The organism is Pseudomonas sp. LTJR-52, from assembly GCF_003691465.1.
GTDB lineage: Bacteria > Pseudomonadota > Gammaproteobacteria > Pseudomonadales > Pseudomonadaceae > Chryseomonas > Chryseomonas luteola.
In genome coordinates, this window is sequence record NZ_CP033105.1 from 5,264,229 (window position 1) to 5,276,799 (window position 12,571).

Here is a 12,571-nt window from a genome sequence, read left to right on the forward strand (position 1 = left end):
TATGACCCAGTTCCAAAGTAACGCACTGGCTGAGCAGATCTATATCAGAATCAAGCAGGAGATTTTTGATTTCTATCTGCTCCCTCATGATCGCTTCACTGAGACTCAGCTAGCCGAGCGCTATCAGGTGTCGCGAACACCGGTACGCGACGCTCTCTATAGGCTCCAGCGTGAAGGGTATCTTGATGTAGAGTTTCGTCGTGGCTGGATGGTCAAGCCATTGGACTTCACTCGTATCGATGAGCTGTATGATTTGCGTATCGTGCTGGAGTCCGCGGCAGTAGAGCGCCTTTGCAGCCTGCCTGATTTAACGGAATTACTGGAAGATCTCTGGCAGGTATGGACTGCCCCGGTAGACAGACGTCAGTCTGACATGCAGACAGTGGCTGGACTTGATGAAGCCTTTCACAATGGCTTGGTTGCGGCAGCCGGCAACCGTGAAATGCTGCGATTACACCGAGAGGTCACGGAACATATACGCATCGTTCGCCGTCTGGACTTCACTCAGCGTGCCCGCATTGAAGAGACTTACAATGAGCACGCCAGTATTCTTAGGGTACTGCTCTCCCGTAAACGGGATGAAGCGTTGCGAATGCTGCGCGCGCATATCGAGCAGAGCAAGATTGAGGTCCGCAAGTTGAGTCTTTCGATGCTTGCAGAGGCACGGCGTCGATACGACAATCCATCCGCCGCGCTTGCAAAATAAAGCACAGACATAGAGGTGTCATGCCCTCACCTCCTGCTAGCCTCTGCTGTATGCTTCATAGCGCCGACCAAAGTAACGAAAGACGTGTTAGTACGCTGTTTCTACTGCTTTCCTTGACATCCATCGCCTCAGGCCCCGCCTTTACGGTGTCAGAGCCTTTAATTCACGTGGGACGGGGTAATGATGCCCGTTAAAAGTCAGCGTATATCGGTGCTGGCTGGTTTTCTCATCCTGAGGCATACACGTATCTGATGTGCCCATGACTTCACGATAGGTAGAGATGCGTTGAGTCACAGCCAATGAATGCAGCCCATGTGATGTTGCGCTTCCCAAGGCAAGCGTAGCGGCCGATTCCTCATATCTTCCCTGGCAAACAGGGTCTGTTTCGCCAGAAAGTGATTCAACCAACAGATCCTCCAATACAGGCTCAAGTCCGCTCTTTCCTGCGATATAAAGTGTCAGGGATGTCTGTGAAAAGGGATAGCCACCTGAGTTGTTATGGCGGCCAATTCTCAAGCCAAAGGCGAGTACATCGTCGTTGAGCTTATAGGGTGCTGTATCAAACGTGAGCTTGCCAACTTGGATGGCATCGTAGCCGAGACGATTCTCTTCCAGGCGGCGGGCAATTACCCTGGACGTGGCCGTGTCCACCAGCAGCAGTTCAAGGTCTTCACTGCCAACCTGGTAGTCGCCATCGCGATTTAGCCCCGCGGCAACAAGGGTAATCCCGGGCCGGGCTGGCCATACCTTGCAGGTTGAAAGCTCAAGATCGGCCTTGTGATCAGGTCCATAGACCTGGCCAAGAATCTCGCTTACCGAGCAGTCCTGCGCAAAGGCAGTGGATGAGAGGACAAGAGTCAGGGCAGCGGCCATCCAGGCACGTGGCATAAAAAATCCTTTTTGATGGTATCGGGTACGGTGATCACGCCTTTGGCATCAGGGGCCTTGGGCAGACAGGAGGCCTAGTAACAGGCGCAGCCGTCTTAGCTTTCAATCAGCTCTTCGCGAATGATAGAGATGACCTGCGGCGCCTCGATCAGGACGCGGGCCTTGCCGTTCTGGGCATAGGTGATAGACAGCGTGATGCCCTCATGACGCAGCGCCTCTAGCACAGCAGCGTCATCGCAATCGGATTCGAGCAGGAGAATGATGTTTTCGCCTTCCTGGCGGCTAAGTACTAGACCCATTACTGCTTCCTTGCGTAGGGTTAAAAAGCGTAATCAATACTTCGTGCGGCAAGTGCTGAAAACTTGCCAGAGCAGAGTTTTTGAGGAGTGGTGTTTAACGCGGTGTCAGGCAGGGGCCTTCATCCGTGAAACACGCTGACGCGTCCTGCACTGTTGCCTCATGCACAGAATAGTGTGTGCCCTCTTTGGCAGACAGAGAAGATGTCTGACAGGTGATGTAAGCCTTTGGCTAGAGCGGTTTACTGAGGCTATCGGGTAACAGGTTGCAGGATAAGAGGCCCTGCCTGTTAGGGCCTCTTCAATCACTGAGAACCATCAGGCATTGATGGCATCCTTTAGGTCCTTGCCAGGCTTGAAGGTGGGGTTCCTGCTGGTCGTGATATCGATTTCCTGTCCGGTCTGGGGATTGCGTCCCTTGCGCACCGCACGTTTTCTGACCTGAAACGTGCCAAATCATACCAGCGTAACGGTTTCACCCTTGGCAAGTTCGCCACTAATAGTTCGTACACAAATGCTTAAGATAGCCGCGCTCTACCAATGATACGCAGCCCTCAGTCGCAACAATGATGTGTTCAGGTGTTCAAATATCCATAAGGTCAGTGCTGTGCTGAGCGCTGGCCCATAAGCTGTTTAACATTTGCCATTATACTTATTGTGGCTGTTTCCTACTGCCTTACAAGCCTTATATAGGTAAAAGGTATGTCCAAGTCCCATTCTGCTGATGAGACAGCCCAGGCATTTGAAAGAAGCGTACTTTTGCAACGTCTAGTTGAACTAGTCCACTCTGGAGAGCGTGTACTGGTCAGCGGTAGCGGAGGTGTAGGAAAAAGCACATTACTTCAGACAGCGTTTCCCGCTGAGCCGATCCTAGTAGGAAATCACCTAACACAAGTCATGAACGTATCTTACGATCAGCTTGAAAGCGGAACCTGCTTTATTGTCGATGATGCCCATAGGCTCACTGACAAGCAGTTAGAGCAGGTTGTGGAGTGTTTGAAACGATCTGAGAAGGGCTGTGTGGTTTCCATTCCCCAGGCTCGCATAACACGAGCTGCACCGGTTATCGAGTATTCCCTGTCAATCAAGTTAATCCTGGCGCTTCAGCAAGGCCGAGGGTATGCCACCCGAATCTTTCTTGATACAGCAGTTTATGGAAAGGTAACTGGGCTGGAGCAAAGGCTTAATGTACAAAGAGGGGAGGTGAATATAATAAGTGAAGTAACGTTTGGCTCAGGCACCTTGATAGTCTAGTAAAGGTTAATGCACCAAAGGGAATCTGGCTGGCTATTTACTACCTCCCAGACCGCTGCCGCTACAAGAGATAAGCAATGAATGCTGAATTAACTAACCAACTATACGCGGAATTTCCCTATCTCTACCGTGGCCGTACCAGGCCCACGGATGAGAGTTCAATGCATTGGGGCTTCGAGTGTGGAGATGGCTGGTTCTTATTGATTCGAGAGCTCAGTCGCGACCTTATGCTTTACTTGGAGAACCATCCAGGGCTGGACCTGGAAGTTACCCAGGTCAAAAGTAAATTTGGCACCTTTCGCTTTCATGTTCGCGGGGGCGATGACGGGGTGCGAAGACTTGTCCTTCAGGCCCAGGAGCGAGCAGGAATTATCTGCGAGCTGAGTGGGAGGTCTCTACTATTTCCTGTAGATAAATAGCATTCCAGCCTAGAACCATCCACCTCTAAACATTATGCGCCTACGAGTGCTGCATAGTCGCCGAGCGTATTTAAAGGCGGCACAAAAACGACTGCGGTGCTGGTACGTATGGGCGAAGACCTTTCCATGGGCGCCACCATAAAGTTTTCTATATAAACGACGTTACAAGGAGAGACAAGAGAAGCCCGATCTCAGGCTTTTCTATTAGCCAATCAAGAAGAGCAAGCAGCGTATGTTAAGTCGGGATGAGTGGTTAGATTTATTCGAGCAAGCCTTTACAAAAATCGAAACAAGACTTAGCCAAGTGCTCCAGCTAAATGATTGCCGTGAACACTGGATACAAGCTGAGCTCAGCTTGCATGCCTGGTTTGAGCAGGAGCGAGAAATCTGGATCGGAAAAACTATAGGAAACGGGCAGCGACTCGATCTTTATACTGAGGATCTGGAGATGGCAGCTGAAGTCAAATGCTTAGGTGATGTTTCCTACACGAAGTGTATAGCTGGCCGTAATAACTTGCCGGAGACTATGGAACTACTTCGACCTGTTCCAGAGGGACGATTGAGTTTTCATGACCCATTGCCTCAGGCTACCACTTCAAATCCAATCGGTTGGTCGATATTAAGCGATACGCTAAGGCTTAAGAGCCTTACTGATTTTCAACACAAATTCTTCATCCTTATTATCGCTCATGGTGAAACCGTTACAGAGAATGGAAACATTTTACGAGCGTTAAAAATAACACCTTACGAGCGTACCATTGAGCTTGATAGTGCCATCATCCGTATTTGGGCATTAGCATAAGGAAAGCTACAGGAGGCTATTGTAAGATCTATCCAATCCAATAGCCCTAACACTGTTCATGATGACTCGAAGCCCAGCCTTACCACTGACAAAGAGTCAAGTCAGGGGCCACACCATCGGCTGCATCTGTCATTGTCCACATATCGAAGTTGCTGTCCTGAAGCCATCGCCTAGCCTTGATAAGACATTGGGGAATCGCATCCTCAAGATCGGCATCGCCGAGCTCAGTGTTGCGGTGATCGACACACATTGCCCTTTGCCTTGCTGCAGGCACAACGCTTCCGGCCACTCCGCTGCCTGCCACTGGTGAGCGTTGCTCGTTACGGTGTCCAACAAGCGCCCAGATAGGCATTTAGAAGCTACCTTGGCGGTAGCCTCGTTACTGATCGGTGTATCTGAAATAGTTAGTCACACGTTGGGGCAGTAAATGGGCTGATTAAGTCTACCGTTAGACTGGCTGTGATGACCAAGAAGACCAACGGGTGTCTGGAGGGTACCGCTATGAGCAGGTGGAAATCATCAGGCCTGGCTATCTTATCGTTAATAGCCGCGTCAGGAGCCTATGCGCAAGAGCAGATCCAACAATCAATGCAGAACGCCAGCTCTGGTACTCTGCAGCCCTCTGAGGAGACCGGGGCTAGTCTTCAGTCCATAGTGACTCAAAAAGGTAATCAAAACCAAGCTGTATCGATACAGATCAACAGCGTAGATTCTCGCGTCAAAATTGAGCAGGAGGGCTCGTTAAATGTTGGTCTAATCCATCAGGAAAACACACAAGATGTGAATGTCCTGCTCCAGCAGACAGGCAACAACAACGATGGAAGCGTTTATATCGATACTGGCTCATCTGATTCCAATGCCGATATGTTTCAACAAGGTGAAAGTAACCAGGCTAGCAGTTGGCACACCGCCTCAAATGATACCTATACCTTGCAGCTACAGAGCGGCGCGGCAAACTTCAGTCTTGCCAACCAGTTGACCTCGTCAGGCTACAGCGTAGGGTTCACCAGGCAACAAGGCGAAAACAATTCTGCTTATCTGTTCCAGTTTCAAAGCGATGGTAGCGCTACTGCACTTACCCAGATAGGAGATTCCAACCTGATTTCCTCAACTCAAACTGGCTCAGGTAACGGTCTGTCTGTTCTGCAGGATGGTGATAACAACGTGGCACTGGCCGCGCCGGCTGAGCCTGGCATCCTGTCCAGCCTTCAGCAGAGCGGGGAGGCCAATTCGATCGATATGGTCCAGTCTGGTAGTTCGAACGAGTTCTATTACAGGCAGATCGGGCAGTCGAATCTGTATGAAGGGCATCAGGAAGGAGCTGGACACGTAGCGACTGCGCTGACACAGGGCAGCCAGAATTATCTGTCCATAGGGCAGGCGGGGATTAGTCAAAAAGCGGTGATCAATCAGATCGGCAGCTCAAACAGGATTTTGCTGAATCAGAGGGGCCATTACTAGATGCTCACGTCAAAGATTTGCAGGAGTGCAAACCGTTAAAGGCCACCTCATGGTTTTAGGAGCGACGTGTACCTGTTGCTGGGGCCGCTGTTTCGAATGGGCTCATTGAGGTAGCCGCTCGATCGGCGCCAGCAGCTCATGCACTGCAGAGATGAGATATTTCGCTTCTGACTGGATTGAGCTTTGCTCTAGCTTGACTCTGTCTTCAAAAGGCTCTTCGCGCACAAGAGTTTTCCCCAGCCGCAACCGGGCTGCTTGTTTCCGCGCTGGCAGCCAGAGTGTCCTCTCAAGCCTTGCACACAACGATTAAGGGGATTTAAGCCTCTGATCCAAGGGAAGTTTAAATGCAGTGGCAAGGGATAATTTAACATAGGCGTGTTCTTAATAATTATTGACCATGCCTTTAGGGCTTGGATATCTCATCGCTACCGAGAATATCTAATGCTTGAAATACAACCGCAAAATAGCCCTTTTACCTTTATGCAGGGAGGAGGCCAGACGGGGCAACTTATTCGGAGCCTCGCCTGGGAGAACTCCCCGCTTGGTAAGCCAGAGACCTGGCCTCAAACCCTGCAAATGCTGGTCAGCATTGTTCTGGGATCCAAACAGGCCATGTTTATTGCCTGGGGTATCGATAAAACCATGATTTATAACGATGCCTATGCCGATATTCTTGGACGCAAGCATCCCGCGTCCATGGGGCAGCCATTGTTTGAAGTCTGGAGGGAGGCACGTGAGGAATTAGCCCCGATTGTCGACTCCGTTTATAGCGGTTCCTCCGTGCATATGGACGATATCACCTTAACCATGTACCGCCATGGTTATCCAGAGGAAACTCACTTTGCATTTTCCTACACACCGGTGCGCGATGAACAAGGACAGGTTGCTGGCTTTTTCTGTCCCTGTGTCGAAACCACTGCTCAAGTACTGGCTGAACGTCGTCATCGCGAAGAAACCGAACGCCAGCTCCGCTTGTTTGACCAGGCGCCCGGCTTTATCGCTGTTCTAAAAGGGCCCGAGCACGTATTTGAGTTTGCTAATGCCACCCATGAGCGTTTGTTTGGTAGCCGAGACTTTATAGGTAAAACCATTCGCGAAGCTTATCCCGATATCGCAGACGAGCAGTTCTTTGAATGGATGGACACGGTATTTAAGACCGGTGAGCGGCTTGTAGCCACTCATGTGCCCTTTCGTTTGCATGGGGAAAACATAGGCGTTTCCACCGAGCGATACCTCAACTTTATTTATGAGCCTATTAAAGATGACGCCGGAAACGTTACCGGTACTTTTGTTGAAGGCTATGACGTAACTGAGCAACATCAGGCTGAGCAAGCGCTTAAAGCAAGCGAGTTGCAATTCAAGGCTCTGGTTCAAGCCATGCCCAACGGGGTTTGGAGCGCAACCCCTGAGGGTACGGTACGCTGGGCGAGCGACTGGCTTGTTACTTACTGCGGGGCTGAAAGTAGTGCTGAGTTAGCCAGGAACTGGCTCGACTGGGTTCATGCCGAAGATCGTCCTGCAGTGGAGGCTCTATGGGCTGGGTGTACACAGTCTGAAATTGTTTATGAAACGAAAATGCGGTTTCGCCGCTTCGATGGTGAGTACCGTTGGCACGTGGTCAGAGCCGTGCCCGTCCATGGCATTGAAGATGAAGTATTTCAATGGATTGGCACAACTACAGATATTCACGAGCAGCAGAAGGCAGCCGAAGAGCTTCAGCAGCTCAACACAAGGCTTGAACGTCGCGTTGCGAACCGTACTGCACAATATGATCGCGTCTGGCGAAACTCCCGAGATCTCCTAGCTGTAACAGGACCTGATGGTGTCTTTCATTCTGTAAACCCAGCCTGGAAAGACATTCTGGGATACGATCAGGCCGAGCTTGAAGGAAAAAGCCTCTATGGCTTCGTATGGCATGAAGATATAGAGAAAACTCGAGAGGCAATCCAGCGGGCTGCTTCAAGCGATCACCTGACAAGCTTTGAACACCGCTACCGTCACAGGGACGGCACCCCTCGCTGGATATCCTGGCATTCATCGGCCGAACGCAACGCCTGCTATTTCTATGGCAGGCATATCACAGCGGAGAAAGAACAGCAGCAGGCATTGCTCCAGGTTGAGGATCAGCTCCGGCAGGCGCAAAAGATGGAGGCAGTGGGGCAACTGACGGGAGGTATCGCTCATGACTTCAACAACCTTCTTGGCGGAATTATTGCCTCTTTAGGGCTGTTAAAGAAGCACCTCTCGTATGGACGCACCGATAAGCTCGAACGTTATACAGACATAGCCCAGGAGTCAGCACAACGGGCCGCCGCACTGACCCACCGCCTGCTTGCCTTTTCACGTCGGCAGCCGCTCGCGCCAAAACCGGTCGATGTCCTCAAACTTATCTATGAAATCGAGTTGCTCTTGCGCCGTTCTGTTGGCCCGTCCTGTGTTCTTAGAATCGAGCCGGAGCAAGACCTTTGGTTAACACTATGTGATTCCCATCAGCTGGAAAACGCGATCCTTAACCTGACCATTAATGCCCGAGATGCTATGCATGAAGGGGGGGAGCTGCTGATAGAGCTTGAGAACTGCTTCAACATTCCCGATGTAGCTCCAGGAGAATATGTACGAATCGGCTTGACCGATAATGGTACGGGAATGTCAGCTGAAGTCATGAAGCGGGCCATCGAACCATTTTTTACGACAAAGCCGATGGGGCAGGGGACAGGGCTCGGACTTTCAATGGTCTATGGTTTTGCCAGACAAAGTGAAGGCCGATTAAAGATCTCGTCTGTAGAAGGCAAAGGAACAACCGTTGACCTGTATTTACCTCGCTATCAGGGGCACATTCAGGAGGACACGACCGAGCCTGTGCTGAACCCCCAGAATACGATTACACGCGAAACGGTCCTTCTGGTTGAAGATGATCCAGCCATTCGTGAGCTGGTACCAGAGGTGCTTGAGGATATGGGTTATTTTACGCTTATCGCCAGTGACGGGCATGAAGGTCTGGACATCCTGAAAAATAGACCTGGAATTGATTTGCTCGTAACTGATATAGGGCTGCCAGGACTTAACGGGCGAGACCTTGCGGCTAAGGCGTTAGAAATGTATCCCCTTTTAAAAGTGCTATTTATCACGGGTTATGATCAAAGCGTGACGTTGCAAAAGAGCCTTAATCGACCTGGGGTAGAGCTTATGACTAAACCTTTTACGATTACAGATCTTGCCTCAAAAATAAGCAGCATGACTGAAGGCAAATAGATTACTGCCGCGCAGCTGAAGTAGAACAGTTGTGAATGTGTTGAGAACTGGTAGAGGTGGATGGGCCACAGTGCATTCATTTAGACGCCGTCGTATTGCCATTCAGACTGTTCCCATGGCTCTGAAAAGCTGTGGGGTAAACCTGAGCGTTTACAGCTATGGTTTCTTTTCAATTTGAAGGGCTGCTGCCTATCGCACTTGGGTAAGCGCATTTTCAATCTTAAATGGCTTGTTTATTTCCGCTTAAGGACAAAAGCTCGGCTTACAAAAGAGAGCGAGTAGCTCAAACTCTCTTGAGAAAAGGGCTCGCCCCCAAGCCAAGAGGCCAACAGACGGAGCCGTCAGAGATACCCCATCCAGACCCGCTTAGACCCAGTAGTTGCGTAAAATAGCCAAGGCAAGCGAAACAGGTGTAAAGGGACAGGTTTTGTATGGTTGATGGTCTTTTAAGGGAGCCATCAACCATACGCTCTTACAATACTATCCAGTTACAGGCGGAACTGCGCGACCTGCTTGTCCAATGACTGAGCAAGATGCTGGATGTTAGACGCGTTACGCGAGGCGCCTTCGATCGAGTAGCTGTTGGTCTCAGCCATCTGAGCAATACGTTCGACACTTCGCGCCACATCATGGCTGGCGGCTGATTGCTCACGCAGCGCAATGGAGATCTGATCGACTACAGAAATAATACGATCCGAACCATTGCGAATCTCCTCAATAGCCTCGCTGGCAGCGTGAGCCAGCTCCACGCCTTGATTCACCTGAACAACACCTACATTCATGCTGCTTACAACATCCTGGGTGCTGACCTGAATCTTCTTGATCGTATCCGCAATTTCCTGAGTGGACTTACCCGTGCGCTGCGCCAGCAGCCGAACCTCGTCAGCTACTACGGCAAAACCACGACCCTGGTCACCGGCACGAGCAGCCTCGATGGCGGCATTCAGGGCCAACAGGTTGGTTTGCTCGGCAATCGCACTGATCACATTGACAATCGACGTAATCTCTTCGGCATGGCGACCCAGTTCAGAAATCTGATCGGCTGAGTTCTGCACTGTGCCAGCAATCTGCGTCATGCTTTCCAGGGTACGTCGGATGACATTGCCCCCTTCAAGCGAACGTTTGCCTGAGTCCGTGGAAATGGCGTGAGCCTCAGTGGCGCTGGTCGATACATGGCTGATGCTAACTGTCAGCTCCTCTACGGTTGCCGCCATGGACGAAGCCGAGTTGGACTGGTCACGGGCAGCCACAGCCAATTGCTCGGATGTACCCGAAATATCATGGGCTGCGGTGAGAAGCTGATCGGCGCCACCCTTGATCTCGGAGATCATTTCACGCAGGCGCAGCTGCATGGCTTTGAACGCAGCCATCAGGTTGCCAATTTCGTCATTACCCGTCTGGTTGATGTCAGTATCCAGGCCGCCTTCTGCAATCGAGCGAGCAACCTTGATAGCCTCTTCGAGACGGCCCTTGATAGAGGAAGACAAGCTAAGCGCAATGATCAGCGCAGCGATGGCTGCGGCGATACCCCCACCGATTAATGTCCAGACGGCTGCGCTTGCGGCAGACTCCATCGTAGCGGTACGTGTAACCAATAGCTTGTCTTCATCAGCGCTCAGATCGGCAATCAGCTTGCGCATACCATCCATCTTGACCTTATCGTGACGATCAACGATACGCTAAACGACAGCCTCCATTGGGATGTGCCCTAATGTGACTTCACGGCGTAGCTGAATGGTTTTGTCGATATCTTCGCTTATCCACTTTTGATTGAAAGCTTTGATGTCATCCAGGCGGCTTTGCTGAACTGGATTATCAGAGGTCAGGTCCTTGAGTTTTATCTAGGACTGCTCGAACTCATTTTTTCCGGAGGTATAGGGTTCCAGAAAATCGTCTTCGCCACTTAAGGCAAAGCCGCGCATGCCTGTTTCGATATTGGTCAGGCTGATCAAAAGGTCATTGGCATTGTCCAGGACTGCATAGGTATGAATATTCCATCTAACAGAGTGATCTACCTCGAAGAAGCCTTGGCGGGCGACATAGACCAGGATGCATATGATCGCAATTGATCAGTGCAAAGCCAGCACCCAGTTTTTGGTAATACTGAGATTGGATAACATACACACGCTCTGATAGAGGAAAAATCTTGTCTTCTTGTATCGGTTTTAGAGCGATTTTTATTAGCGATAAAATGCATTATAAAATTGACATTGTTCAATGATTGGCAGCATAGGACTCCAGCCCCACTGCGGTTACAACAATCGTATGTAAAGCAGGAGAGCGGGTATCAAAGAAGGGATTAAGCCTGGATCTATTGTAATCCTATGCCAGTCTGACGTCCTGGGCTCTACCGTCTTATCTCTTGTACCGCACTGGCAAGCTGGTCAATTGTCCAAGGTCAGCGTGATTTGCCATTTGATGTGCCTGCCTGCAGTGTCGATATGTAGACTGACTGGTTCATATATTAGTGCCGCTCTAGGGTCAAGACAGCTTTGGAAACCATTTGTCATTTTGGTAAACCCGGCGCGTGGTTCTGCAAGACCGAGCGGCACTGATGAGCAGATCTGCTCAGCGGGCAAGAGCTCTAGACCGCTGACGAGCATTCCTGACGGTCAGCCAGATAGCCGCGATGGCGAAGTACACCGCCCCGAAGCCGGCGTAGGGCGCTACCGTTGTTACATCCAGCGGGATGCCGCTACCGGCTTGCTTGAAGAAAAAGGCGCCTGCGGCCGCAGACTGGGCACCGCTGAGGAACATCGCCCATTGGCCACCAGCAGTCTTCCAACGCCGGACGGCGACCGCCAACTGCAGCAAGCCGGCGACGATGGCCCACGTGCCAAACACCTTGATGGCGGCGGCCATGCCAAAGGTAAGCGACCATCCAATGGCGATGCCGACGAACACGCTGACGATGACGTTGAGCAACTGCGGCGGATTGGAGCCAAGCCCACCGCTCTTGCGGGCATCGAGGTAATTGGCGAGCGCATCCCATAACGGGTAGGCGACCAGCAGAGTTGCACCAATGGCCGGGTTATGCCGGCCCAGGACGACCGCCAGTATGATCCAGACTACCGAAACGGCGAAGCGTAGCAAGTAGTAGGTTTGCAGCCAAGTATTCGAAAGGTAGGCGGGGGTTGAATCAACATTCTTCATGGGATTCTCCAGATAGTTTGGGCTGGCATGGACAGGTGTGTTGCCGACCGACTACTGCACTCGCGGGCCTGAAGCGGGACCCATGAATAGCGAGTCGACAGAGAAGTAAGCGCGCTGGCATCTCACCCCTCTTCAGTACCAGTTCCGGAATACTAACCTACTGGTAGGTATATTATCAATGTACGATAGGATTCTTTGTCGCAGCGGTACTCACTGACCCTGAATCGTTCAAGATTATGAATGTTTACGGCGGCGCGCCAAGGCGTTGCTGGATACCGTGCACAGCAGGAAAAGAAGGCACGATAGGCGGAAAGGGGCAGGGCAGTTGTAATCACCGTGC

9 protein-coding genes and 2 pseudogenes are annotated in these 12,571 nt (G+C 51.1%); 5 read left to right on the forward strand and 6 right to left on the reverse strand.

All coding sequences use genetic code 11. From position 1 onward, the window contains the following. The first annotated feature begins 1 nt into the window (after nucleotide 1). Entirely contained in the window at nucleotides 2–706 is a 705-nt protein-coding gene (locus EAW52_RS24315) for a GntR family transcriptional regulator (RefSeq protein ID WP_122044426.1), read from the forward strand. Between the two features lie 141 nt (nucleotides 707–847). Here the strand turns inward: EAW52_RS24315 and EAW52_RS24320 are convergent, their stop codons facing one another. From EAW52_RS24320 to EAW52_RS24330, 3 genes and pseudogenes are all read right to left on the reverse strand, one after another. After that, the gene (locus EAW52_RS24320) at nucleotides 848–1,594 is read right to left on the reverse strand and encodes a hypothetical protein (protein WP_122044427.1); all 747 of its coding nucleotides are present in this window, start codon (nucleotides 1,592–1,594) and stop codon (nucleotides 848–850) included. 95 nt (nucleotides 1,595–1,689) lie between these two features. After that, nucleotides 1,690–1,893 (reverse strand): carbon storage regulator, encoded by a 204-nt coding sequence (locus tag EAW52_RS24325; protein ID WP_122044428.1) that lies wholly within the window; start codon nucleotides 1,891–1,893, stop codon nucleotides 1,690–1,692. Nucleotides 1,894–2,208: 315 nt separating this feature from the next. Then, nucleotides 2,209–2,379: pseudogene (locus EAW52_RS24330) on the reverse strand (HU family DNA-binding protein); the annotation flags it as partial. A gap of 213 nt (nucleotides 2,380–2,592) precedes the next feature. On the opposite strand from EAW52_RS24330, the gene EAW52_RS24335 reads away from it, so the two are divergent. The 4 genes from EAW52_RS24335 (at nucleotide 2,593) to EAW52_RS24355 (ending at nucleotide 9,078) form a co-directional block, all read left to right on the forward strand. Continuing rightward, nucleotides 2,593–3,144, forward strand: coding sequence for a hypothetical protein (locus EAW52_RS24335; RefSeq protein WP_122044429.1), 552 nt, complete (start codon nucleotides 2,593–2,595; stop codon nucleotides 3,142–3,144). Nucleotides 3,145–3,795: 651 nt separating this feature from the next. Continuing rightward, nucleotides 3,796–4,365, forward strand: a complete 570-nt coding sequence (locus EAW52_RS24345) for a hypothetical protein (RefSeq protein WP_122044431.1) — start codon at nucleotides 3,796–3,798, stop codon at nucleotides 4,363–4,365. A gap of 501 nt (nucleotides 4,366–4,866) precedes the next feature. Continuing rightward, nucleotides 4,867–5,826, forward strand: coding sequence for a hypothetical protein (locus EAW52_RS24350; protein ID WP_162997714.1), 960 nt, complete (start codon nucleotides 4,867–4,869; stop codon nucleotides 5,824–5,826). A gap of 441 nt (nucleotides 5,827–6,267) precedes the next feature. Continuing rightward, complete coding sequence (locus tag EAW52_RS24355; protein ID WP_122044433.1) at nucleotides 6,268–9,078, forward strand: PAS domain-containing protein; 2,811 nt, start codon at nucleotides 6,268–6,270, stop codon at nucleotides 9,076–9,078. A gap of 488 nt (nucleotides 9,079–9,566) precedes the next feature. Here EAW52_RS24355 and EAW52_RS24360 read toward each other — a convergent pair whose 3' ends face one another. From EAW52_RS24360 to EAW52_RS24365, 3 genes and pseudogenes are all read right to left on the reverse strand, one after another. Next, entirely contained in the window at nucleotides 9,567–10,727 is a 1,161-nt protein-coding gene (locus tag EAW52_RS24360) for a methyl-accepting chemotaxis protein (protein WP_372238872.1), read from the reverse strand. A gap of 30 nt (nucleotides 10,728–10,757) precedes the next feature. Beyond that, nucleotides 10,758–11,030 (reverse strand): annotated as a pseudogene (locus EAW52_RS27025) (CHASE3 domain-containing protein). Nucleotides 11,031–11,646: 616 nt separating this feature from the next. Then, complete coding sequence (locus tag EAW52_RS24365; protein ID WP_122044434.1) at nucleotides 11,647–12,231, reverse strand: DUF308 domain-containing protein; 585 nt, start codon at nucleotides 12,229–12,231, stop codon at nucleotides 11,647–11,649. Between the last annotated feature and the right edge of the window lie 340 nt (nucleotides 12,232–12,571).